Here is a 24,078-nt window from a genome sequence, read left to right on the forward strand (position 1 = left end):
TCATTATGGGGCGGCCTTCCTTTTTCTTGTTGTCTAAGTCCGGGAGGTTCACATGAAAAAGTTTTCTTTTCCTATGCGGTCGTATAAACCACTTTTTTTGAATAGCGATAATTTATCTTTTGGCAGTCGTTTAATAATAACTTTTATGCCGACTTTTCTTGCATCATCAAGTAAAGCAGAAAGTGCCCCTTCACCAGTTGCATCGATGACAGAGAGATGCTCCATATCAAGAATGATAATTTTTGCACCCGTCGAAAGGAATTTGGGGTATTTATCCTCAAAGACTTTAGCCGTTCCAAAAAAGAGAGGGCCATCTATATTATACTTTTTTATAGATGTACTATCGCCCAAACCAATTTTTGTGATTTCAACTTCGGATAGTTTTCCGTCTTTCAAAGCTAATTTGCCACTCATTTTCCTAAGGAATGATATAGCCGCGATAATAATTCCAACTTGAACTGCAACCGTTAAGTTCACAAAAATAGTTAGCAAAAAAGTAGTAAGTAGTACAATCGAATCGCCCGTTCGAATCGTAAGTATATGGACAAATACTTTCCGTGCGCTCATATTCCAAGCTACGAACATAAGAATCGGAGCCATTGCAGCAAGTGGAATATAAGATGCATAAGGTGCGAAAAGTAGTAGGAAAGCAAGTACAAATAGGCTTTGTACAACGCCTGAAACAGGGCTGATCGCACCAGATCTTATATTGGTTGCTGTACGGGCAATTGCGCCAGTCGCTGGAATTCCGCCAAACAACGGGGTAATAATATTAGCAATACCTTGACCGAATAGTTCCCGTTTCGAGTCATGCTTTTCTACGTCTCTCATACTATCCGCAACGACTGCCGACAGTAGCGATTCGATAGCGCCAAGCGACGCAATAATAAGCGCGGGTTGCCAAAGGTTTAATAGTTTAGTGAATGTAATTTGTGGAAAATGAAAGCCTGGAAGTGTGTTTGGAATTCCACCGAAAGCTGTTCCAATCGTTTCAACTTTCCCAGGAAATAACAGTACGGAAATAATTGTAGGAATAAGAAGCGCAACGAGTAATAAAGGAATACGCGGTGCAATTTTAGGTAATATAAAGATAACTGCTAATCCGATAAGCGCAATAAATATACTGAACATGTTTACCGTATAAAATTGTTTGATAAGATCAATCATGTTCTCATGGAAAAACTCTTTTTTATCTAATCCGGTCAATCCGAAAAAATTTCCGAGTTGACCTGTAAAAATAATGACCGCAATTCCTGTTGTAAATCCAATCGTTACGGACCTTGGAACGAAGTGGATTAAGCTACTAATTCCTATGAAACTCATAATAACTAAGAAAATACCTGCAAGGAACCCCGCAATAAGTAAATCCTCATAGCCATACTGAAGGACGATGGCAAGTAATATTGGGATAAAAGCCCCCGTAGGACCTGCAATTTGAAAACGTGATCCCCCCAACAACGCAACGAGTAGACCCGCAATAATCGTCGTGTACAGACCGTACTCGGGTTTAACTCCAGAAGCAATTGCAAAAGCCATCCCAAGAGGAATGGCTACAATACCGACAGTAATCCCTGCGATAAGGTCCTTTCGGAATCCAGCCGCGTCGTAATTAAGATATCGATTGTCCTTGAACATTATCATTCACTCCGCTCAAGATATTCAGATTAATGTAACTTCCTATATATAGTATATCGAACAAACATTAGAGTAACAAGGTGTTTTACTGTTTTATCCGGTGTATACGCCAATAAATTCGGGGTTCTCTCCCGCTGGGAAAAGGGCTGACATTCTGGCCGATAAAGTGGAGATTAAATGATAAAGAGCGGACATTCGGTCCAAGAGAGTGGACATCCAGGAAAGGGGCTGACATTCCGGCCGATAGAGCGGAGATTAACCGACAAAGAGTGGACATCCGGGAAACAAAGGATGAATTTAAAAGTGATTATAAGGGACGATATAAATCACCAGAGCATTTAGGGGATATAGAATTTGATAGCTTTAAAGTGAAAATTCCATAAAGTAAAACGCCGTCTATGTGTAAATTAGACGGCGTTTTTTCTTTAGTTCATGAATTACGCTTGCGCGTGAAGAAACTAATGACAACCCCAATAAGTGCTCCAACAATTGCTGGTACAAGCCACCCAATATTCTGTTCATAAAGGGGCAGATGGGCAAGTATGGAAGTCACTGGCTTAACATCAATTTCAGCTACAAGTAATCCGTCAAAAATACTTACGAAAGCTGTAGCTAAAAGTGCAAGTATATAAACAATCGGTTCTCGTCCGAATAGTTTGTCAATAAAGGACATAAGCATAAGCACAATCGCAAGTGGGTAAACCATCATCAGTACAGGTAGTGAAAAAGAAATAAGTTGAGTTAGTCCAACGTTGGATACAAGTGCACTGAATCCCGCAAATAGAAAGACAAACATTTTGTATGATCTATTAGGGAATAATTGTTTGAAATATTGAGCACATGCAGAGACAAGCCCAATGGATGTTGTCAGGCAAGCAAAAATAATTGTAGCTGCGAGAATTGCTGTCCCAGAAGTACCGTAAAGGACTGTGGAGGCACGCGCAAGTACTGCACCACCATTTGGCTGGATGCCAATGACTTCGACGCTTGTCGCGCCAATATAGCTAAGTGAAATATAAACGATTGCTAGTCCACCCGCTGCAATAAGTCCTGCAATGGTCATTGCTTTTAATATTGGGCCTCTTTGCGTGACACCTTCGTCACGAAGCGCATTAATCACTACAATCCCAAATACTAAAGCGGCAATGACGTCCATTGTTAAATATCCTTCGACGAAACTGCGGAAAAATGGACTATCCATGTATTCACCATGCGATTCACCGAGCTTACCCATTGGCGTTAAAATACTTTTTACTGCCAGTGCTCCGATTACAACGAACAGGATAGGCGTTAACACTTTACCGATTCGGTCGACTAGTTTTGCAGGGTTTAGTGCAAGAATGACTGTCAACGTGAAAAATAGAACTGTAAAGAGTGGAAGTGTCCAGTTTGCATCGACTAGTCCATCGGTGAGAAATGGAACAACACCTATTTCATAGGAAACAGTTGCCGTTCTTGGGATTCCGAAAAATGGACCAATTGCCATATAAATAACCATCGTGAAGAAAACTCCAAACAAGGGATGGACCCTTGACGCTATTGATTGTAATCCACCTTCTCCTGCATTCGCAATTGCAAGAACAGCTAACAGTGGTAATCCGACCCCGGTAATAAGAAAACCTGCCATGGCGATGAAAAGCTGGTCTCCTGCCATTTGCCCTAGTAAAGGTGGAAAGATTATATTCCCTGCACCTAGGAATAAGGCGAAAAGCATAAGCCCGATTACGAAATTTTTGCGAAACGACACAATATTTGCAACTCCTCATTATGAATTAAAGTATTCGACTCCATATTACATTATAACTAATAAAACGACGAATAGTGCAATGAATTCGAAAGATTAGTGACAAAATAAAATAGTGAAATATATTGAGGTTATTGAATGGGATGTACTGGAAAATTATTTTCCATCTTATGTTTTTTTGAGGGGCAAAAATACTCTTCCGTTTACGATAGACTTCCTTCCGTGTACAATATAAGGTTGATACATATTCAGGAGGTTATACATATGGAACAAACTCAATTTTTGAGAAATCTTATTATCGAGACACCTTCTTCGCCGGGAAACTTTGCGAAAGTTGCAACCGCGATTGGTCAACTTGAAGGTGATATGGGTGATATACAAACAATTAAAATAGGTACATTATCGACAATTCGTGACATATCGATTCAATGTAGAAACGAAGAGCATTTCTTGCAAATCGTAGATGCGGTAAATGATCTCGATAAAAATATTATCGTCCGTGCCGTCACGGATGACGTTTTACAAGCACATGAGGGTGGAAAGATTCATATGAAAGGCCGTATGGAAATCCGCTCACTTGGGGATCTCCAACGAGTGTACACGCCTGGAGTGGCGAATGTTTGTGAATTGATTAAAAAAGATCCTGAGCAAGCAAATTACTTCACGGGAATTTCAAATACAGTTGCGATTGTCACAGACGGTACGGCCATTCTTGGGTTAGGTAATATTGGTCCAGTTGCGGGTATGCCTGTGATGGAAGGCAAGGCGGTTCTTTTTGATCAGTTCGCTGGGATTAGTGGAATACCGATTCTTCTCGATACGAGTGATGTAGATGAAGTGGTCAATACGGTGAAAAATATTTATAAAGGTTTTGGTGGAATTTTGCTTGAGGATATCGGTTCTCCGCATTGTTTCGAAATTGAAGCAAGATTAAAAGCAGAACTTCCGATTCCGGTTATGCATGATGACCAACATGGGACAGCGGTAGTGACACTCGCTTCGGTAATCTCGGCTTGTAAGCAAGCGGGTGTTAAAATTGAGGATTCAGTTGTTGGACAAATTGGTCTAGGTGCTGCGGGTCTTGCGATTAGTCGAATGCTTTTAGCTTATGGTGTGAAAGAAGTCCGTGGCGTAGATATGGACGAAGCGGCGCGCACACGGCTCGTTAAACATGGCGGTACTGTCGTTGGCTCGGTAGAGGAGTTAATGTCTACTGTTGATATTGTAGTCGCAACAACAGGTGTAGCAGGCCTTATTAAACCTGAAATGGTGCGTAAAGGACAAATTATTTTAGCTTTATCGAATCCGCACGCAGAAATTAAACCGAGTGATGCGCTTAAAGCGGGCGCAGCATTTGCAGCAGATGGTCGTCAAGTCAATAATATTCTTGGTTTCCCGGGTATTTTCCGTGGAGCACTCAGTGCCCGTGCGAAAGAAATTACATATCCTATGCTAATTGCCGCAGCGTTAGCGATTGTTGAAAGCACAAAACCGGGTGATCTTGTACCACATCCACTCGATCCAAATGTTCATGAGAATGTTGCGAGTGCGGTCGAGCGCGTTGCACTGCAATAAAAGATAAAAAAACTACTCTTTAATCCAGACTATGTCTGAATTTCGGAGTAGTTTTTTCTTGTTTTATTTACCAATTGGCCAATCGAATGGAGGTGAGCCGGGTGGTGAGTGTTTTAATATGTCAAAGACCGGAATGGTGTAGGCAAAGAGAATCAATGCAATCGTAATACCAATCCATAAATACCAGTTTTCAAGAACTTTTGGTGCAGGTTCTGCATCGATTTCTTCTTCCGCGATTGGAAATTCTTGAAAGCCGCGTGGTGCAAAGAATGTAAGTTGGATGAAGATATGAACCATTAGTATGATTCCGACGAACAGAATCGTCCCTCCAACAGCTTGTGCAATTTGGTAATTGATCCAAGACGCCACTTGCTCACCACCGGCATATTCGGAGAAGTTTGAACGACGGGGTCCACCAATAAGCCCTTGAATATGCATAGAACCCGACATGATAACCATTCCGATTGTCCAAATCCACGTTTGGATCAGACCCAGCTTATTTAACTTCGGCGTGAGCCTTCTACCCGTTAGATGGGGAACAAGCCAATATGTGATTCCAAAGAATGTGAGTATAACTGTTGTTGCGGCTGTTAAATGGAAGTGGCCCGTAATCCAAATGGTATTATGAACGAGCGCATTCATTTGGTGGGATGCGTTAATAATACCGCCTGCTCCGCCGGGGATAAATGCGACCATACCGATGAATGGCGCAAAGAAACGAACGTCCGTCCACGGCAATTTTTTAAACCAGCCAAACAAAGAAGAAAATCCTTTTTTACGTCCGGTAGCTTCAAACGTTGCAAAAATAGAGAACGCAGTCATAAGTGATGGAATAATTACCATGAACGTCAATACGACTTGAATGAACTTCCATGTAGGATCAATTCCTGGTTCTGTCAGTTGGTGATGGAAGCCGACTGGAATCGAAAACATAAGTAATAAGATGAAAGCCATTCGTGCAAGCGAATCACTAAATAGTTTTCCACCAATAATTTTTGGTATGACTGCATACCATGCCATATAAGCAGGTAGCAACCAAAAATAAACAAGTGGGTGACCAAAATACCAAAATAATGTACGACTGAGTAGTACGTTAATCGTTTCCGCGTAACCAAGCGACCACGGGATGAACAGCACAAGAACAGATACTGCAACACCAAGGGAAGCAATTACCCACATGATCATGTTGATTGTTACCATGTAAGCAAGAAGTGGAGATTTTTGTCCTTTATTCGCTTTCTTCCAGACGTATAGCTGGCGGAAGTTAACGAATGCAGCAATCCAACTTCCTATAATGACAAGTGCAAGCCCGAAATAAAAGACTGGATGTGCCCGAAGCGGTGCGTAAAATGTGTACAGGACGGAAGCTTGACCTACAAGTATTGTAGTAGCCGCCATAATCGTACCAATAACCATTACCCAAAATGAAATCCAACCTATTTTCAGTTGCTTATCAGATATACCAACAGTTTTTCCTAAAAGTGAGAATTGGAATCCAATAATAAAAAATGTAGTTAAAACAAGACCTAGGATTACACCGTGTACGGTTAAAATCGTATAATAATCAATGCCGAATGGTAAATTATATTTCCCTGAACGCGCTAGAGTCTGCAATAAACCCATTAATCCACCAATTAAGAGAGAAATGTATGTGACATACATGAAAGCCATATACAATCTAGATTCTTTTTTCGTAAACTTTCGCTCTATTGTACTCATTATTCATACACCTCCACTGTTCCAAACATTAGATGATGCCCAATACCACAATATTCATTACAAACGACCGTAAATTCTCCGGTGTTTTTCATAACCGTTTCAAAACGGCTAATATGTCCAGGTTCAACCATCATATTGATATTTGTTCCTGCAACTTGAAAGCCATGAACAACGTCAGTAGTAGTGATTTGAAAAAGGACTGTTGAACCTTTTGGCACGCGAATGGTTTTTACGTTATCTCCATTCTCATCGGTACCAAAATCATAATTAAAAGCGGAAGCGACCATGTTTACTATGTATTTTCCGTCTTCAACTTCGAGTAAACCTAGATTTTCCGGTTTAAACGCTTCGTGGGCTTCAATGTTTTGAGGATCGATTGTTTCAATATGGCTCTGTGGATGTGTGCCTTTCCAAAAGGCTGCGAATCCAATGATAACTAAAAAGAGTGCAAGAGAGGCCATACCAAAAGTTAGCCATATTTTTTCGTATTTGTGCAAGTTCAAGTTTATTCCTCCAGTCAATTGTTATTTACCTTGAAAGAAATAATGCATACGTACCAAACCAGGATGCGAGGATGAAAACACCTAACAACATGACTGCGATGAATGTTCCTTTATAGCTGATTGGGGTTTGTTGTTCATTATTTTCTTTTTTCACATTTTCACTTCCTTTCGATGGGCAATGAAGGTCTTGTTACTTCTAATCATAGTCTTGCGATTAAATATGAGAATAAGGGAAATCCCTATGTCGGCAGGAAAGTAGAATTAATTCACACATTCTTCACAAGACATTAATAGATTTGTCAAGAAGTCCATAATTCACCTTTTTGTATTTTCCGGATGAAGGGGCAATAGTTGACCATCCTGTGGTTAGAAATTACAATGAAAAGATAAATAATTAGTGAAGGTCGGTTGAATCGATGAGTAATTTAAAACTTATTAAAGTTACGAGTTCAGAAGAAGGCGCTGAACATGTGTATCAGATTATAGAAGAAGAGCTTAAGAATGGTCAGCTTCATGTGATAGGTCTTGCAACGGGAAGCACAATGGTTCCTGTATATAGAAAATGGACAGCGTCAAATTTAGACTTTGAAAATGTAATTACGTTCAATCTGGATGAGTACGTTGGCATATCGGCCAAGAGTCCAAATAGTTATGCGTATTTTATGCAAGAACATCTTTTTAACGAAAAGAAGTTTAAGAAAACACACACAATAGATGGTCTGGCAGAGGATTTGGATAAAGAATGTGCGGATTTTGAGGCACTGCTTGAAAAATATCCACTTGACCTTCAATTACTTGGTGTCGGTGAGAATGGTCATATTGCATTTAATGAGCCGGGTACGTCGTTTGATTCAAGAACTCACGTAGCGAAATTAACGGAATCGACTTTGGGTGTGAATAGTCAGTATTTCGCTAACGATGAAAAGATCCCGGAAACAGCACTGACGATGGGGATCAATTCGATTACACGTGCAAAAAAAATTGTTTTACTTGCTTTTGGTGAAAAGAAACGTGTAGCCATTACGAAGTTATTGGAAGGGAATATGACGACTGAATGGCCGATTACGGCACTTCTTGGTCATAACGACGTGACAATCATTACCGATTTGGATATTAGGAAATAGCAAAAAGACCGCACCTTATAAAAGGAGTGCGGTCTTTTTGATGGGGAAACTTCAGTTGAAATAAAGAATCCTGCTAAAACACTTGGCACTTGGGGCCTACCTTCGCTGGATTGGTGTTCATATTCACAAGTTCATCTAAAATATATATGTTGAATTAAAGATTCTAACCTGAAAAAATCCAATGATGATCACTTTACCGGGTCGTTGATTTCCGTTCCGGGCGGACGCTTTCAGCTTCAATCAACTAAGTGTCACTTTCTTTAGTTCAACCTATATAGTTACAGCTTGGGAGGGTGAAGATTGTTAAAAGTTGCTCGAAATTTATCAATTTCGCCCGCTTTAATTTGATTATTTGAATGACCCTGGCTTTCTTTTGCCAAATGCAATGTTTCATTAGTTATATAGGGTTCGTAATCGCCGGCAGCGGGGTTAAAAGGGAAGTTGGAATCGCCAAAGTTTTTTACGAAGACTTGTTGCCGTTTAGGTGTCTTAAAGAACTGGTTTTCCCGTTCCATTATTGTGATCTCCTTTCTGTAAAATAGCTCTTAAACATCCCTTTCCCTTTTTTAGAAGTTTGTAAACAACTAAAAAAGCACACGAGCCTAAATTTGCATACGCATACAAACAGAGCACAGGCGCCTTGCTAGGGAGCTGAAGCCACCGACGTTGTAATTCGGACGACTTTGGTTGTAATTCACACCTCCGACGTTGTAATTCATCGCTTTTGGTCGGGAATGTCAGCCCAATCTGTGTTAATGTCCTCTTAATCGGCTAAAATCTCCTTACAAGATCACCAATAAAAAGAAGCATTCCATGAAAAGGAATGCTTCTTTTAGGTCTATTGATTATCCTGTTGTTCGGTAACAAACTTCATGAAGCCAATGACTTCAGCAGCAATATCACGGCGTAACTTTTGATAATGACCGCCAAAAAGTTCAAGTCCTTCACGTTGGTAAATACGCATCGGATCTTCCTGTGAATAAGAGCGAAGTCCAATTCCTTCTTTCAAACGGCTCATCACTTCAAGGTGTTTTACCCACATTGCGTCGATATGTGACAGCATAACTTGTGGAATCATTTCGATTACTCGTTCATTGTCTTTGAACAAATCGATATACGCGAGCAGTTCTGAAATAGGTCCCTCGAATAATTTCATAATATCGGTCGTCTTTTCCATGGTGCGCGGAATTGCAACCGGGTCAAGCGGAAGTGCGTTCATCGTACGTTCAATTCTTTCGAAATCCCAGTTTGTTGGACTATCGTTATCCGGACAACTTTCAAGAACGACGAATTCAACGGCTTCATTAAGCATTACTTTTAGTTGCTCAAGTGTATTTTCGCCTGCTAGTATTCTGTCACGAAGTGTGTAGACTACTTTTCGCTGATCGTTAATGACATCGTCAAGTTTTAAGTTATATTCGCGCATTGAGTAATGTGCACCTTCAACGATTCGCTGTGTTCTCTCGGTTATTTCCTCAATTTCTACGTTGAGCACTAATCCATTAGTATCCGTATTTACTTTCTTTCGGAATTTCTCGATGTCATCTTTTGCAAAACGGTTAAACATGTCGTCTTCTAACGAAAGGAAGAATCGGCTTTCACCTGGATCACCTTGGCGACCTGAACGACCACGTAGCTGGTTGTCAATGCGACGGCTTTCGTGTTTTTCTGTTCCAAGTACGAACAACCCACCGTATTCCGCCACACCTTCACCAAGAACGATATCGGTTCCACGGCCCGCCATGTTTGTAGCGACAGTGATCTGATTTTGCTGACCGGCTTGTGAAATAAGGTAAATTTCTTGTTCCACACTTTTCGCGTTCAATAGATTGTATTTAAGTTTATGTTCGTCTAAATAGTGTGCTACTTTTTCAGACTGTAAAATAGATGTTGTTCCAACGAGCACAGGTTGACCTTTTTTGTGACGGTTAGCGACTTCTTTCGCCATCGCTTTATATTTTTGGTCTATCGTTGCGTAGACTTGGTCTGGGGAGTCTATTCGAATACGTGGTCGATTTGTCGGAATTTGGATAACATCCATTCCGTAAACTTCACGAAATTCTTTCTCTTGTGTTTTGGCAGTTCCCGTCATACCTGAAAGACTCGGATACATACGGAAGTAGTTTTGAATTGTAATTTGTGCTTGTGCTTTGTTTTCTTCTGTAATAGGAAGTCCTTCTTTTGCTTCGATTGCTTGGTGAAGTCCATCAGAAAGTGTACGACCTTCCATTATACGACCCGTAAACATATCAACAAGTTCAATTTTTTCATCCTTCACAATATAATCAACATCACGTTCGAAAATAACGTGTGCTCGGACGGCTTGAAGAACGTAGTGGTAAAGTGTTTGGTGTTCAAGTTCATAAAGGTTATCTACACCGAAAGCTTTTTCAATTTTTTCAATACCTGTATCGGTAAGTGAAGTTGCCTTTGTTTCATCATCAAAATCGAAGTCAATACCCTTATTGAAACGTTTTGCGAGTCTTGCAGAAATATAATGCAAATCTGCATCCGCCTGCATTTTACCAGCAACAATAAGCGGCGTTTTTGCTTCGTCAACAAGAACACTATCAACCTCGTCGATAATAGCAAAATGGTAAGGGCGTTGAACTTTTTGGTCGTTGTTTTGAGCCATATTGTCTCTCAAATAATCAAAACCAAACTCGGTCCCAACACCGTATGTAATCTCGGCTTGGTAAGCTTGTTGTTTTTCCTCGCCTTGCATCATTGGTAAGTTGAGTCCGACAGTAAGGCCAAGAAAACGATGGATTTGCCCCATTTGATCGTAATCACGCTGTGCGAGATAATCGTTTACTGTAATAATGTGGACACCTTTACCTTCGAGTGCACGGATATAAGACGGAAAAGCACCGACAAGCGTTTTACCTTCTCCAGTAGGCATTTCTGCAATATTACCTTCTGTCAAAACGATACCCCCGATAAGTTGAACATCGAAAGCGCGCATATTTAGAACTCGTTTTCCAGCCTCCCGGACAACAGCAAAGGCATCTGGAATGAGAGATTTGTTGCTTTCACCCGCCAAAGCACGGTTTTTCAACATCTCTGTCATCCCAGTTAATTGCTCATCGGACATGGCTTCATATGTTGACTCTAATTTATTTATTTGATCGACAACTTTTCGGTATTTTTTTAATTGTCGTTCGCTCGTTTTATTTGAACGCTTAAAAATTGATAACATGAATGAACGCTCCTTTTTATAGGGTCAATTAAAAGACCCGTGTTTATTTTAACAAAAAGAACGCTGAATGACTACCATAAGCAAGAAAGACTGGATAGTCTTTCGCATATGGGGGAAAATAACGGCGAGTGAAAAAAGAACCATTATCTAGCGAAAGATGCTTTTCTATTTTATACATGTTATAATACTCTTGAAATATCAATATATCGAGTTTTTTAGGGAGGAAGGACATGTTACTTTTTACAATGGTCGTTGCGTTCGCATCTTCCATCATACTTACTCCGCTCGTCAGAAAATTTGCGTTCCGTATTGGTGCAGTTGACAAGCCCAATTACCGAAAAGTACATGCGTCTATAATGCCGCGTATTGGCGGTCTTGCTATATTTGGTGCATTTCTGATAGGCTATTTTTTGTACATGCCGAAAGATGAACACGCCACTGGGATACTCGTCGGTGCCTTCATTATTATTATGACAGGATTTCTCGATGACATGTTTGAAATTACAGCGAAGGCAAAAGTTTTTGGCCAATTGGCTGCAGCCATAGTTGTTGTTACTTGGGGCGGACTACAAATTGAATTTATTAATCTACCACTTCTTGGCCAACTTGACTTTGGTTATTTAAGTATTCCTATTACAATTATTTGGATCATTGGTATTACGAATGCGATTAATTTAATCGATGGATTGGATGGACTCGCGGCAGGCGTTTCCACAATCGCGCTTATTACAATTTCTATTATGGCGATTATAATGGGGAATCCATTTGTTATGGCAACGGCGGCAATTCTTGCAGCAAGCTCATTCGGATTTTTGTTTTTCAACTTTCATCCAGCGAAGATTTTCATGGGAGATACGGGATCGCTATTTCTCGGCTTCATGATTTCTGTTCTTGCACTGCTAGGTTTTAAAAACGTTGCGTTCATTTCACTAATCATTCCGGTTATTATGCTCGGAGTACCGATTTCAGATACATTTTTCGCGATAGTTCGACGCATCCGAATGAAACAAAAAATTTCAGCGCCAGACAAATCTCATTTACATCATTGTTTGCTACGTGCTGGTTTTTCTCATAGACAAACTGTATTGATTATTTACGGATTGGCGGCATTATTCGGTGTTGCAGCAATTTTATTTTCACAAGCAACCGTTTTAGGATCCATTTTGCTACTTGTCATAATGCTTTTAGCAATTGAGGTACTTGTTGAAGTAATTGGACTAGCTGGGGCCAACTACCGACCATTATTGAATCTCGTTCGAATGATTGGACGCTAAATCTAAATAAACAAACATAAAACGATTACATACCCTTTGAGTAAGAAGGAGATGTAGTCGTTTTTTATGGGTGCTACCGAAAGCGTATAGTATAGGAAATTCTTAGTCTAGCCCGTGAAGACATAGATAGAATCAAGAAAAAAGACGATTCATCCCACGACTGAAGTCACGGGTGTTCTCGTCCTACGCATAAAAAAAGACAATCCGTTCAAAATCGAACGGATTGTCTTTTTTTAAAGTTATTAGTCATAGTCTCTTTCATTTGCAATTTCATCAATTTGAGAGGGATCATCGCCTTCGTCTGTTACGAGTGAAGATGAAGGTGTGATTTCTAGATGTGCTTGCAGTTCTTGTTGTACGCTGTCCAGACCTTCGTCATCTAGCTGCCAATAATAGATATGGTTAATATATTCATCATACCCATTCAAGTTAAGCGGGGTAATTTGAGGTTTTCCACCTTTTACATACTCTAGAAATGCTTTCATTTCACCGAATCTCATATTCGTTTTCATATTATTTCCGACCGCGTCAATCACATTTCCATACTTTGTAATTGAAGAGACAGAAGTTACTTCTTTCATGATGGCTTCTAAAATCATTTGTTGACGTTTTCCACGTTCGACATCACTATCTAGTTTACGTGTGCGTGCAAGTGCCAAAGCATGTTGACCGTCGAGGTGTTGAAGTCCTTTTTTAAGTTCAATTGTATTTTGATCGAATTCATCTTTTTCTAAACGATCATAGGGTACTTCAGCTTCAATACCGCCAAGAGCGTCAACGACGTCGATGAATGCATTGAAATTCATTTTTACATAATAATCAATAGGAATATCAAGTAAGTTTTCGACTGTGTCGATCGTTCCGCTAGTGCCTCCAAATGCATGTGCATGATTTATTTTGTCTTTTTTATCTTTACTAGGAATATAAACACGTGAGTCGCGGGGAATGCTCAATAGTTTTATAGTTTTGTCTTTTTGGTTCAAAGTAGCAACAAGCAGTGCGTCTGAACGACCGTTTTCTTTACCACGCGTATCGCTTTCATCAATACCTATAAAAAGAATAGAAACATTGTCTTTTATTGGCTCAACGACTATATCACGAAAATCAGATTTCGATCGATCACCAATTGCTTCGTATGAATCGTTAGCGGCATTGATCATTTTTTTTTGTAATACAACGCCATATGCAACAACGACAAGAAACAGGGAAAGTAAAACGAGAAGTGATACTTTTAAGACGCGTCGTTTGCCGGATGATTTATTTTTTTGTTTTCTGTAGTCTTTTCTTTTCATTCATTGGTCCCTCCGACCCCGGTGTGAGGTATGTATCACAACCCAATTACAATCTTAGCAATTATACTACTTTATTCAACATACGTAAATAAATTAGACGTCAAACTCGAGAAAGGCATTATCGACTACATCGATTTTCGCTTGGCCATTTGTCATTTCTGTCATCCATTCAATAAAGGTACTTTCTTTCGCGATGGGGACATACAGAAAAAGCTCGACGCCATCTGCATACAAAATTTCTTTTAGTGGATAAGGGGATTGCCGTGCTTCATTTTCAACTTTACCCAGCCATGTGTAGTCTATCGTAACTTTTATTAGATAATGATTTCTTCGTTCAACAACGCCCGTTGCGGTAATGCCTTCCGTTGTTGCACGTCCGTAAGCACGTATTAGGCCACCGCCACCGAGTTTAATGCCGCCAAAATAACGTGTTACAACGACGACGGTATCTTGTAGTCCTTGTTTCTTTAACACTTCCAGCATAGGTACGCCTGCGGTTCCAGTCGGCTCGCCGTCATCATTTGCTTTTTGAATGCCATCATGTTCTCCGATAAGGTAGGCTGAACAATTATGTGTGGCGGTATGGTGCAATTTTTTGATTTCATTTATGAAATCAACTGCTTCTTCTTCGGTTGTTGCTCGTTTAACAAATGTGAGGAATTTTGATTTTTGAATAACGATTTCACTTTCTCCGTAAAATTTCACGGTATGGTAATCTTTACGCATTTGCAATACCTCCAGTACTTGTAATACAATTTTAATAACGATTGGGTTTTATGATGATATACTCAATATAGTGTGTATAGAAATTTAGTGGACTACTACATTTCATGATACAGAAAATGGTCTTCGCTTGGACCTGGAGGGAAAAGATGACTGAAATTAAATTTGACCTGAATCTGCTAGAATCCATATTTGGCAGTATGGTACACACGATGGATCAATCAAAGAATGATATCTTCATTATAAGCGAACAGAATCGGGAAAGCTTCGAAGAGATGAAAAAAGAACTTGAAGAAGTGAAAGAAAGCATGATTGTGGTAACCACTGAGGGCAATTATTTGGAAACAATGACGCACGATTCCCGCAAGCGTCTTGCTGATGTATCAAAAAACTTTATGAAGTATTCGGAAGTGCAAGTACGAGAGGCGTACGAAGTCGCAAATGATTTGCTGGTCCGATTATCGGTGAATCGAATGGAAGAAAGACGGCTTCGAGAACGGCGAGAAGATTTGGAAAAACGGCTTGCAGCACTATTAGATACAATTGAACGTGCTGATCAACTGATTAGTCAAGTGGCCATTGTTGTTAATTACTTAACATCGGATTTGAAAAATGTTGGGGTGGCACTTGCAAATGCAAAGCATAAACAAGATTATGGCATTCGAATTATTCAAGCGCAAGAAGAAGAGCGGAAACGACTGTCGCGTGATATTCACGATGGACCTGCACAAACGCTAGCAACTGTGTTGCTTCGGTGCGGTTTGATTGAGAAGATGTATGCTGAAAAAGGGCCGGAACCCGCATTTGCGGAAATGGCGGATTTAAAATTGACGGTAAAAGACGCACTTTTAGAAGTACGTCGTATCATTTATGATTTGAGACCGATGGCACTCGACGACTTAGGACTTATTCCGACATTAAGAAAGTATTTGTCCAAAATTGGCGAATTTGAAAAGAATATTAACATTCATTTTGAAGATAATGGAATGAAAAAACGTTTACACACAGATTTTGAAGTGGCGGTTTTTCGGCTTGTGCAGGAATCTGTAACAAATTCGTTAAAGCATGGAAATGTAAGGGACATATGGGTTAGGATTGAAGTGCTTAGTTGTGTATTGAATATTGTCGTTGAAGATAATGGCAAAGGATTCAATCCACAAAAGGTGCATGATAAGTCTTTTGGGCTTATTGGTATGCGTGAACGAATTGATTTATTGAAAGGAAATATGAAAATAAGTTCTACTCCGGGAAACGGTACGAAAATCGATTTTCAAATTCCGCTCAAGAAAGACAAAATCGATGGATAGATAATAGAATCATTAGGAGGAAATAAAATGACGAAAATTATTATTATAGACGACCATCAACTATTTCGCGAAGGAGTAAAACGTATTCTAGATTTTGAAGACACATTTGAAGTTGTTGCAGAAGGCGACGATGGTGGCGATGTAATGGATCTGTACGAGCAATATAAGCCTGATGTTATTCTCATGGACATTAATATGCCAGAAGTGAATGGTATCGATGCAACAGAAAGTCTTATTAAAGAATATCCAGACGCAAAAGTAATTATTTTATCGATTCATGATGACGAATCATACGTTTCTCATGCATTGAAAACAGGTGCGCTTGGCTATATGTTGAAAGAAATGGATGCGGAAGCAATTATTCAGGCTATAAAAGTTGTTGCAGTAGGCGGTTCTTATTTACATCCCAAAGTTACGCATAACCTTGTAACAGAGTTTCGCAGGTTAAGCGATAAGGAGCACAAGGGGTCGTTTCAACAAAATGACATTCGTCGACCGTTCCACTTACTTACAAAGCGAGAGTGTGAAGTGTTGCAGTTATTGACAGATGGGCAAAGTAACCGGACGATTGGTGAAACGCTATTCATATCAGAAAAGACGGTTAAAAATCATGTGTCGAGTATCCTGCAGAAGATGGCTGTAAATGATCGGACACAAGCAGTCGTCTCAGCCATTAAAAATGGTTGGGTTGAAGTAAAGTAAAAACAAAACAAAGGGCCTTCCGTCGGGAGCGGCCCTTTTACATGTTCGGGAGGAAGAAAGTATGAAAAAAGTATGGATTTCAATGGCATTATCGATGGTTTTACTACTTGGTGCATGTGCAAGTGATAAGGAGCAAGGTTCCAATCAAGGCGGAGTAAATGATGGGGAAGCGCCAAATACCAATGATGCGATTGGTCACGGCGTTGATGAAAAGAAAGTAGGTTTCAGTCTAACTGGTGAAACAATAGAGGAAGCAGAAAATGTCCCTAGTGAAGAAAAAGAAGCGATTCTAAATGCGTTTAATGTTTATATTGATGCATTTAATAAAAAAGATATCGAACGTTATCTTGGAACGCTGTCCGAGAACACGGAAAGTTTCGACAAGGAAGAAGAACGTGTATATATGACGGAAGAAGTGTTCAACGAATATGAGCTTGACCGCGTAGCGACAGACGTGACAATCGTTAAATACTCTGAAAAAGAAGCTCAAGTATTTTCGGTCTTAGAAACGTCGATGAAACAAATATCTTCCGGTTTAGCGGTTAACCCAGCTGGTCGCCAAGTAACAGTGTTTACGAAAGAAGATGGAAATTGGTTAGTATCTTCAATTCATTATATTGGTGATGAAGAAAAGAAATAGGTGTACTGAAAACTTCTAGCTACTTCGGCTGGAAGTTTTTTTGTTGACACTTTCCGCAGAAATGTTCTATAAAGATTGCGCAAGCGAAGTTGAAGAAAACGATTATTTACTTACGCGCAATTATATGAAACTAATTTATACGAGGATCTACTTGCTGGGCCTTTAGTTTAGCTATTATGGTTACGAAGATCATCGTTACTTGAACATTCGCTTGCACAACAGAAGTGTTGCTTAGTACTCTTTTTACGATGACGGATGGTTCGTTTAAGACTCCTTTTTGTCGTCATCTTCTTCCTTATCATCATTCTTCCTTTGAATATCCGGTTGTTGGTAAAAGAATGGTCTATTTAGTCGTCTTTGTTTTTTCTGGAATTCTTTCTCTAGCAGCACCCCAAACGTAAACTGACGGTGCATTGTTGTTGTCGATGCATTTAATTTTATATTCGTCCCATTTATCAAATGGACGATACAACCCATTTCATCGGGAACAATATCATCAATTCCATGTAAAGAAATCCAAACATTATGTGGCGATCTTGGCGACATCGTTGGCAGGAAAATAAAAGGTACACCAAAATCATGAGCTACTATGATTGGTGTTTTGTGTCGATCACCTAGTTTTTCCTTGGACAGAATTACGGCATTTTTTAATGTGTTTCCGTAATACTTAAGGGATCTGACCACGATACTTTTTGGTTTTTCATACACTAGAAGTTCTTGTTTTTGTTCGATGACTTGTGTCGACATTTTGTTCTCTTTAAATATGGGCTTTAGAACTAGTGTCTCAAAAGAAATGTGATAGTTTGTAGTTTTTTTCTTTTTGTCCATTTAAACCACTCCTTGTATTTTCTTGTAATAACAACTAATATTATAAAGAACTTTTTTGATAAATCAATAGTTTAAATGGAATAATCTGAATACTTTTTTGGGATGATGAATAGTCCCAAAAAGAAAAGTGGTCTTTTCTCCTATAAGAGAAAAGACCACTTTATTTTAGTTTTGGTACTCGATCGCCGCGGCGCCAAGTGTTTTGGCTGCAACAAGCATTGCATTTTCGTCAAAGTCAAATTTAGGATGATGATGTGGATATGGATCTTCTGGACTTGCACCTGTAAAGAAAAATGTTCCGGGTACTTTTTCAAGATAGTATGCAAAGTCTTCTCCGCCCATTTGGGGGATTGACTCAACGACGTGATCTGCGCCAAGTATATTCTCTGCAACTGTTTTCAAAAATTCGGTTTCCGTTTCATGGTTGACGACTGCGGGATAACCACGTACATATTCAAATTCGATTGTGCAATCGTTCGCAAGTGCTGTACCGTCGGTGACGCGTTTCATTTCAATTTCCATTAAGTCACGAATTTCAGGATTGAACGTTCGAACTGTACCACCAAGTTTCGCGGAGTCCGCGATGACGTTGAACGCGTTATCGGCGATAAATGAGCCAACAGATAATACAGCAGAGTCTATTGGGTTCACTCGACGAGAGACAAGTTGTTGTAAGTTCGTGACAAGGGCTGAACCGATAACGACTGCATCTTTCGTTTGGTGAGGAGCTGCACCGTGCCCGCCTGCACCTTGAATGGTAATATCAAATCGGTCTGCGGCAGCCATAACTGGGCCGCTTAAGTATTCAATCGTGCCCGCCGGTGTTTGTGACCATAAATGTGTTCCGAAGATGACATCTACACCGTCTAAACAACCGTCTTCAATCATTGGTTTCGCGCCGCCTGGAGCAAACTCTTCCGCATGTTGGTGAATGAAAACATATTCACCGGCAAGATCTTCTTGCATTTCATGGATTGCTTTTGCAAGTTGTAATAATGTTGCAGTGTGACCGTCATGTCCACAAGCGTGCATAACACCGGGAACTGTTGATTTATAAGGTACTTCCTTTTCATCTTGGATAGGTAGTGCGTCAAAATCGGCACGTAGTGCAACCGTTTTTCCAGGTCTTCCACCTTTCACGCGGGCAACGACACCGTTTCCACCGACGCCTGTACGAACGTCTACACCGAGATCTGCGTAAAAATCAGCTATATATTTAGCAGTATTCTCTTCTTGAAAAGATAGTTCAGGATTCATATGAAGGTACCTGCGCATAACAACCATATCCTCATAAGAATTGGTGAGTTTTTCAAATAACTTTTCTTTCATTTAATAACCCCTTCCAAACTTTGCTTAGTTAATATATTAATATTTAAATTATAGCAATAGTATCTAAACTATGTAAAGTGAAAAAGTTTAAGTGGCGCCTAAGTAAAACAAAAGCGTAGCCCTGAAAGGGACTACGCTTTGTCTTCGTTTTCGTTACTTTTTTTCGTGTGATATTTAGTTATGTGAGGAGCACTCGAGAAAATATGGAGCGTTTTATCGGCACCCGCAATACTTTCCTTATTTACTTGTTGAAATGAAGCTGAGTTTTCCCACTTGTGATAATAAGACGCATTTTCCCACTCCGTCAGTACAATGTACGTGTTTGAATCGAGTGGACGAAGTAGGCGAATCGCGATGAATCCAGGTTGTGAATCAGTCGAGTTGTCTCGCATCATAAAACGATGTTCAAAAATAGGACGTCCTTCATCGGTAACAGGAATATGATTAAAAGCAAAGTATCCGTCCTCTTTTAATGATCCGGAAGTGCCAATTACTTCATAACGAAGTGGTGTTTGGAAAAGTGATTTCCCTTCCGTTTCATGCAGTAAAACCGTATTACTTGCACCATACATAACAATCATTGATTCAGCAGAATACTTTTTTCTGAGTGATTTCATAAAGTCCATCGTGCCGGATGTTAAGTAAATTTTCAAATAAACAACCTCCCTAAGTCTTATCTCTTAACATTTTCCCTTAAATTCAAATATTAAAACCAATATTGACAAAACTGTGGCAACAAAGTAAGTACAATTATATGACAACTGATGCATTCGCCTATACAACTGAGGGGGAAACGTCTAAAATTTAAGACGGATAGATAATTATAATTAAAATATGATTTGAAAGTTGGGAATAGTATTCATGACTAAATTTAATGATACACTTCTTCGCGCAGCACGTGGCGAAAAAATCGAACATACTCCAGTTTGGTATATGAGACAGGCGGGTCGTTCACAGCCCGAGTACTTAAAGATAAAAGAAAATAACTCCCTTGAACAAATTACGCAGCAACCAGAACTTTGTGCATACGTTACAAAGCTTCCTGTAGATCAGTACGATGTTGACGCGGCAATTTTATATAAAGATATCGTCACACCATTACCAGGTCTTGGCATCGATGTAAAGATCAAATCAGGCGTCGGTCCAGTAATTAGTAACCCGATTCGTACTGTGCAAGACGTTTACAATCTTGGTGAACTTTCACCGCAAGATGATATTCCTTTCGTCCTTGAGACAATCAAAATTTTGACGCAAGAGCAATTGAATGTTCCACTTATCGGTTTTGCGGGTGCGCCATTTACACTTGCAAGTTATATGATTGAGGGCGGTCCTTCAAAATCATATAACTTAACGAAGTCGTTTATGGTATCTGAACCAGAAGCTTGGTTTGCATTAATGGATAAGCTAGCGGAAATGACAATTACGTATATTACTGCACAAGTAAATGCGGGTGCAAAAGCAATCCAAATCTTTGATTCTTGGGTAGGGGCATTGAATGTATCTGACTATCGGATCTTCATTAAACCTATAATGACACATATATTCACGGAACTACGTAAACTAAACGTTCCACTCATTACATTCGGTGTAGGTGCAAGCCACCTTGTGAACGAATGGCATGACCTTCCAGTAGATGTTGTCGGTCTTGATTGGCGCCTGCAAATTGCAGAAGCGGGTGCACGTGGTGTTACAAAACCAGTGCAAGGAAACTTAGATCCATCACTTCTTCTTGCAGATTGGAGCATTATCGAAGAACGTGCGAAAGTAATTATCGAACAAGGTGTCGAGCACGGGAACCATATATTCAACTTGGGCCACGGTGTTTTCCCAGATGTAAAACCAGCAACATTGAAAAAGTTAACTGAATTAGTACACACATATAGTGCGGAATTGCGCAAAGCAAAAGGGTAACCCTTAAACGAATTTGATTAAATTAGAGGTGACGGAATGACAAGAAAGAAGATGGGCTTATTAGTTATGGCATACGGAACGCCGTATAGCGAAGAAGATATTTTACCGTATTACACGCATATCCGACGTGGTCGTCCGCCAGCACCTGAACAGCTGGAAAACTTGGAGGAACGGTATAAAGCAATAGGTGGAATCTCACCGCTTGCGGGTATTACGAAAGACCAAGCAAATGCGCTTTGCAATCGTTTGAATGCAGTACAAGAAGAAATAGAATATAAGGTGTATATTGGATTAAAACATATTACGCCATTTATAGAAGATGCGGTTAAACAAATGCATGATGATGGCATTACAGAAGCAGTGTCGATTGTACTTGCACCACACTTCTCAACGTTTTCTGTTAAGTCCTATAATGGACGTGCGAAAGAAGAAGCCGAAAAATATGGCATGACGATTACATCCGTCGAAAGCTGGTACAAGGAGCCGAAGTTCATTGAATTTTGGGCGGATAAAGTACGTGAAACGTATGAAGGCATGAGTGAGGCGGAACGAGCAGGCGCATGTCTTATCGTATCTGCACATTCACTTCCTGAAAAAATTCTCGCAAACGGTGATCCGTACGCAGACCAATTACAAGAAACTGCAGATTTAATTGCGGCAGCGGCTGGTATTGAAAACTATGAAGTCGGTTGGCAAAGTGAAGGACAAACTCCTGAACCTTGGTTAGGACCAGACGTTCAAGATTTGACAAGAGATTTGCATAAAGAAAAAGGGTATACGACATTCGTTTATACGCCCGTTGGATTTGTGTCAGATCACTTGGAAGTTCTTTATGATAATGATTATGAGTGCAAAGTCGTTTGTGATGAAGTTGGTGCATCTTATTATCGCCCCGAAATGCCGAATATTGACCCGCTATTCGTAAACGCGATGGTAGATACAGTGTTGTCAAAACTGAGTGAAGCAAACTAATATCGATAGAAAGTAATGATGGACATGAGCGAAGGAAAGAAAAAAGTCGTTATCGTTGGGGGAGGAATTACTGGGCTAACCGCAGCGTATTATATGCAAAAAGAGGCGCGTGAAAAAGGACTTCAGCTTGAAGTTTTGCTCGTTGAGGCATCACATCGTCTTGGTGGAAAAATCCAGACTATTCGACGTGACGGTTTTATCATTGAGCGTGGTCCGGATTCATTTCTTATACGAAAAAAGAGTTTTGGTATTTTAGCGGAAGACCTTGGAATAGATGGAGATTTGGTTCGCAATGCAACGGGGCAGGCTTATATTTTGTTGAATGAAACCCTTCACCCGATTCCTGGGGGCTCCGTTATGGGAATTCCGACAGAGTTGAGACCGTTTATATTTTCTGGATTATTTTCACTTTCGGGAAAACTTCGTGCAGCGGGGGATTTGGTTATCCCGCGTTCACATATAGAAGGAGACCAATCGCTCGGTGGATTTTTCCGCAGGCGATTGGGTAGGGAAGTTGTTGAAAATCTTATAGAGCCACTACTTTCAGGAATTTACGCAGGTGATCTCGATAAACTTAGCCTTGAATCCACATTTCCGCAGTTTCAAGAAGTTGAACAAAATCATCGTAGTTTAATAAAAGGGATGAAGAAAACATCGCCGAAAAAAGTACCTCAAAAAGAAGGGTACGGTGCTAAAAAAGAAGGCGTTTTCCATACGTTCCGAAACGGGCTGGAAACGGTAGTCGAAGCAATTGAAGCGCAACTTGAACCTGGGTCTGTTATTAAAAACGTCCGTGTCGATAAAATCGATAAGGTTGGAGCTAAGACAGTTCTACAATTTAACGATGGACGCGTTGTTGAAGCAGATGCAGTGATTATGACGACACCACACCAAGTGGCACGTAATTTGTTTGCACCGCACGGTTTGTTGACAGAGCTAAAAGATATGCCGTCAACAACAGTTGCAAACGTTGCGATGGCGTTTACCGAAGAGTCGATTGTTCAAGATCGGGAGGGAACGGGTTTCCTTGTTTCGCGTAATAGTGATTATGCAATTACTGCGTGTACGTGGTCCTATCGTAAATGGCCGACGTCAACGCCGGATGGAAAAGTATTAATCCGGTCATATGTTGGTCGTTCGGGTGATGAATCGATTGTGGATTTACCTGATGCGGAAATTGAAAAAATTGTTCTTGCTGATTTACGTAAAGTAATGACGATTAAAGATGATCCAGAGTTCACAGTCGTTTCGCGTTGGAAAGAAGGAATGCCACAGTATACTGTGGGACACCGCGAACGTCTTGTGATGGCACGTGAGGGATTGCGAGAGAAGTTCCCGCATGTGAAGTTGGCGGGTGCATCTTATGAAGGTGTCGGGCTCCCTGACTGTATTAACCAAGGAAAAGTAGCTGTGAAAGAAGTATTGGAAGAATTGTTTTAACATAGAGATTGTCCTTAGGTACCGGAGATTTATCCGGCCTGGGGATGGTCTTTTTTTGTGGGGAATGATAATTTTTTTAGTATATGTAGATTTCATAGTTCAACATTCTACAAAGGTAAGTATAAAATGTCGATTGACTTCCATTGCAGTCGGACGCTTTT

The 24,078-nt window shown here is 40.1% G+C and carries 21 protein-coding genes; 9 read left to right on the forward strand and 12 right to left on the reverse strand.

The window, feature by feature from the left end; translation table 11 throughout:
- Positions 1 to 48: 48 nt before the first annotated feature.
- On the reverse strand, positions 49 to 1,635 hold the full coding sequence (locus tag KSU66_RS03880; protein ID WP_269050098.1) for a SulP family inorganic anion transporter: 1,587 nt from the start codon (positions 1,633 to 1,635) through the stop codon (positions 49 to 51).
- Between the two features lie 430 nt (positions 1,636 to 2,065).
- On the reverse strand, positions 2,066 to 3,382 hold the full coding sequence (gene brnQ / locus KSU66_RS03885) for a branched-chain amino acid transport system II carrier protein (RefSeq protein WP_269050099.1): 1,317 nt from the start codon (positions 3,380 to 3,382) through the stop codon (positions 2,066 to 2,068).
- A gap of 261 nt (positions 3,383 to 3,643) precedes the next feature.
- Here brnQ and KSU66_RS03890 point away from each other — a divergent pair, with 261 nt between their 5' ends.
- Complete coding sequence (locus KSU66_RS03890; RefSeq protein ID WP_269050100.1) at positions 3,644 to 4,954, forward strand: NAD-dependent malic enzyme; 1,311 nt, start codon at positions 3,644 to 3,646, stop codon at positions 4,952 to 4,954.
- 63 nt (positions 4,955 to 5,017) lie between these two features.
- Here KSU66_RS03890 and KSU66_RS03895 read toward each other — a convergent pair whose 3' ends face one another.
- Genes KSU66_RS03895 through KSU66_RS03905 form a run of 3 tightly spaced genes read right to left on the reverse strand, consistent with a single transcriptional unit; the run spans position 5,018 to position 7,330 of the window.
- The gene (locus KSU66_RS03895; protein WP_269050101.1) at positions 5,018 to 6,673 is read right to left on the reverse strand and encodes a b(o/a)3-type cytochrome-c oxidase subunit 1; all 1,656 of its coding nucleotides are present in this window, start codon (positions 6,671 to 6,673) and stop codon (positions 5,018 to 5,020) included.
- Entirely contained in the window at positions 6,673 to 7,176 is a 504-nt protein-coding gene (locus tag KSU66_RS03900; protein WP_269050102.1) for a cytochrome c oxidase subunit II, read from the reverse strand. The genes KSU66_RS03895 and KSU66_RS03900 overlap by 1 nt, the downstream gene beginning before the upstream one ends.
- A 25-nt stretch (positions 7,177 to 7,201) precedes the next feature.
- A complete protein-coding gene (locus KSU66_RS03905; RefSeq protein ID WP_269050103.1) occupies positions 7,202 to 7,330 on the reverse strand; it encodes a cytochrome c oxidase subunit 2A in 129 nt (42 codons plus the stop codon).
- A 262-nt stretch (positions 7,331 to 7,592) separates the two neighbouring features.
- On the opposite strand from KSU66_RS03905, the gene KSU66_RS03910 reads away from it, so the two are divergent.
- On the forward strand, positions 7,593 to 8,300 hold the full coding sequence (locus KSU66_RS03910; RefSeq protein WP_269050104.1) for a glucosamine-6-phosphate deaminase: 708 nt from the start codon (positions 7,593 to 7,595) through the stop codon (positions 8,298 to 8,300).
- Positions 8,301 to 8,578: 278 nt separating this feature from the next.
- On the opposite strand, the gene KSU66_RS03915 is transcribed toward KSU66_RS03910, so the two are convergent.
- Together KSU66_RS03915 and secA2 are read right to left on the reverse strand one after the other, a co-directional pair.
- Positions 8,579 to 8,815: a hypothetical protein gene (locus tag KSU66_RS03915; RefSeq protein ID WP_269050105.1), complete on the reverse strand. Its 237-nt coding sequence runs from the start codon at positions 8,813 to 8,815 to the stop codon at positions 8,579 to 8,581.
- Positions 8,816 to 9,138: 323 nt separating this feature from the next.
- Positions 9,139 to 11,499 (reverse strand): accessory Sec system translocase SecA2, encoded by a 2,361-nt coding sequence (secA2, locus tag KSU66_RS03920; RefSeq protein ID WP_269050106.1) that lies wholly within the window; start codon positions 11,497 to 11,499, stop codon positions 9,139 to 9,141.
- Positions 11,500 to 11,729: 230 nt separating this feature from the next.
- Here secA2 and KSU66_RS03925 point away from each other — a divergent pair, with 230 nt between their 5' ends.
- Positions 11,730 to 12,773, forward strand: a complete 1,044-nt coding sequence (locus tag KSU66_RS03925; RefSeq protein ID WP_269050107.1) for a glycosyltransferase family 4 protein — start codon at positions 11,730 to 11,732, stop codon at positions 12,771 to 12,773.
- 242 nt (positions 12,774 to 13,015) lie between these two features.
- On the opposite strand, the gene KSU66_RS03930 is transcribed toward KSU66_RS03925, so the two are convergent.
- A complete protein-coding gene (locus KSU66_RS03930; protein WP_269050108.1) occupies positions 13,016 to 14,065 on the reverse strand; it encodes an LCP family protein in 1,050 nt (349 codons plus the stop codon).
- A gap of 93 nt (positions 14,066 to 14,158) precedes the next feature.
- Positions 14,159 to 14,791, reverse strand: a complete 633-nt coding sequence (locus KSU66_RS03935) for a YigZ family protein (RefSeq protein WP_269050109.1) — start codon at positions 14,789 to 14,791, stop codon at positions 14,159 to 14,161.
- A gap of 146 nt (positions 14,792 to 14,937) precedes the next feature.
- Here KSU66_RS03935 and KSU66_RS03940 point away from each other — a divergent pair, with 146 nt between their 5' ends.
- From KSU66_RS03940 to KSU66_RS03950, 3 genes are all read left to right on the forward strand, one after another.
- Positions 14,938 to 16,095: a sensor histidine kinase gene (locus KSU66_RS03940; RefSeq protein WP_269050110.1), complete on the forward strand. Its 1,158-nt coding sequence runs from the start codon at positions 14,938 to 14,940 to the stop codon at positions 16,093 to 16,095.
- A 27-nt stretch (positions 16,096 to 16,122) separates the two neighbouring features.
- Positions 16,123 to 16,797 (forward strand): response regulator, encoded by a 675-nt coding sequence (locus KSU66_RS03945; RefSeq protein WP_269050111.1) that lies wholly within the window; start codon positions 16,123 to 16,125, stop codon positions 16,795 to 16,797.
- A 61-nt stretch (positions 16,798 to 16,858) separates the two neighbouring features.
- Positions 16,859 to 17,437: a nuclear transport factor 2 family protein gene (locus tag KSU66_RS03950; protein ID WP_269050112.1), complete on the forward strand. Its 579-nt coding sequence runs from the start codon at positions 16,859 to 16,861 to the stop codon at positions 17,435 to 17,437.
- Positions 17,438 to 17,701: 264 nt separating this feature from the next.
- Here the strand turns inward: KSU66_RS03950 and KSU66_RS03955 are convergent, their stop codons facing one another.
- The 3 genes from KSU66_RS03955 to KSU66_RS03965 form a co-directional block, all read right to left on the reverse strand.
- Positions 17,702 to 18,265, reverse strand: a complete 564-nt coding sequence (locus tag KSU66_RS03955; protein WP_269050113.1) for a competence protein ComK — start codon at positions 18,263 to 18,265, stop codon at positions 17,702 to 17,704.
- Positions 18,266 to 18,430: 165 nt separating this feature from the next.
- Positions 18,431 to 19,594, reverse strand: coding sequence for a M20 metallopeptidase family protein (locus tag KSU66_RS03960; protein WP_269050114.1), 1,164 nt, complete (start codon positions 19,592 to 19,594; stop codon positions 18,431 to 18,433).
- Positions 19,595 to 19,725: 131 nt separating this feature from the next.
- Positions 19,726 to 20,247 carry an antibiotic biosynthesis monooxygenase family protein gene (locus KSU66_RS03965; protein ID WP_269050115.1) on the reverse strand — a complete coding sequence of 174 codons (522 nt, stop codon included), beginning with the start codon at positions 20,245 to 20,247 and terminating at the stop codon, positions 19,726 to 19,728.
- Positions 20,248 to 20,455: 208 nt separating this feature from the next.
- On the opposite strand from KSU66_RS03965, the gene hemE reads away from it, so the two are divergent.
- Genes hemE through hemY form a run of 3 tightly spaced genes read left to right on the forward strand, consistent with a single transcriptional unit; the run spans position 20,456 to position 23,917 of the window.
- Positions 20,456 to 21,505: a uroporphyrinogen decarboxylase gene (gene hemE, locus KSU66_RS03970; protein WP_269050116.1), complete on the forward strand. Its 1,050-nt coding sequence runs from the start codon at positions 20,456 to 20,458 to the stop codon at positions 21,503 to 21,505.
- Between the two features lie 36 nt (positions 21,506 to 21,541).
- Entirely contained in the window at positions 21,542 to 22,477 is a 936-nt protein-coding gene (hemH, locus tag KSU66_RS03975; protein ID WP_269050117.1) for a ferrochelatase, read from the forward strand.
- 24 nt (positions 22,478 to 22,501) lie between these two features.
- Positions 22,502 to 23,917: a protoporphyrinogen oxidase gene (hemY, locus tag KSU66_RS03980; RefSeq protein ID WP_269050174.1), complete on the forward strand. Its 1,416-nt coding sequence runs from the start codon at positions 22,502 to 22,504 to the stop codon at positions 23,915 to 23,917.
- Positions 23,918 to 24,078 lie beyond the last annotated feature (161 nt).

It is taken from the genome of Sporosarcina sp. G11-34 (genome assembly GCF_026931025.1).

Coding starts and splice junctions, on each gene's coding strand:
- KSU66_RS03880 (WP_269050098.1), bottom strand. CDS start 1,635: ATGTTCAAGGACAATCGATATCTTAATTACGACGCGGCTGGATTCCGA.
- KSU66_RS03890 (WP_269050100.1), top strand. CDS start 3,644: ATGGAACAAACTCAATTTTTGAGAAATCTTATTATCGAGACACCTTCT.
- KSU66_RS03895 (WP_269050101.1), bottom strand. CDS start 6,673: ATGAGTACAATAGAGCGAAAGTTTACGAAAAAAGAATCTAGATTGTAT.
- KSU66_RS03910 (WP_269050104.1), top strand. CDS start 7,593: ATGAGTAATTTAAAACTTATTAAAGTTACGAGTTCAGAAGAAGGCGCT.
- KSU66_RS03915 (WP_269050105.1), bottom strand. CDS start 8,815: ATGGAACGGGAAAACCAGTTCTTTAAGACACCTAAACGGCAACAAGTC.
- secA2 (WP_269050106.1), bottom strand. CDS start 11,499: ATGTTATCAATTTTTAAGCGTTCAAATAAAACGAGCGAACGACAATTA.
- KSU66_RS03925 (WP_269050107.1), top strand. CDS start 11,730: ATGTTACTTTTTACAATGGTCGTTGCGTTCGCATCTTCCATCATACTT.
- KSU66_RS03930 (WP_269050108.1), bottom strand. CDS start 14,065: ATGAAAAGAAAAGACTACAGAAAACAAAAAAATAAATCATCCGGCAAA.
- KSU66_RS03935 (WP_269050109.1), bottom strand. CDS start 14,791: ATGCGTAAAGATTACCATACCGTGAAATTTTACGGAGAAAGTGAAATC.
- KSU66_RS03940 (WP_269050110.1), top strand. CDS start 14,938: ATGACTGAAATTAAATTTGACCTGAATCTGCTAGAATCCATATTTGGC.
- KSU66_RS03945 (WP_269050111.1), top strand. CDS start 16,123: ATGACGAAAATTATTATTATAGACGACCATCAACTATTTCGCGAAGGA.
- KSU66_RS03950 (WP_269050112.1), top strand. CDS start 16,859: ATGAAAAAAGTATGGATTTCAATGGCATTATCGATGGTTTTACTACTT.
- KSU66_RS03955 (WP_269050113.1), bottom strand. CDS start 18,265: ATGGACAAAAAGAAAAAAACTACAAACTATCACATTTCTTTTGAGACA.
- KSU66_RS03960 (WP_269050114.1), bottom strand. CDS start 19,594: ATGAAAGAAAAGTTATTTGAAAAACTCACCAATTCTTATGAGGATATG.
- hemE (WP_269050116.1), top strand. CDS start 20,456: ATGACTAAATTTAATGATACACTTCTTCGCGCAGCACGTGGCGAAAAA.
- hemH (WP_269050117.1), top strand. CDS start 21,542: ATGACAAGAAAGAAGATGGGCTTATTAGTTATGGCATACGGAACGCCG.
- hemY (WP_269050174.1), top strand. CDS start 22,502: ATGAGCGAAGGAAAGAAAAAAGTCGTTATCGTTGGGGGAGGAATTACT.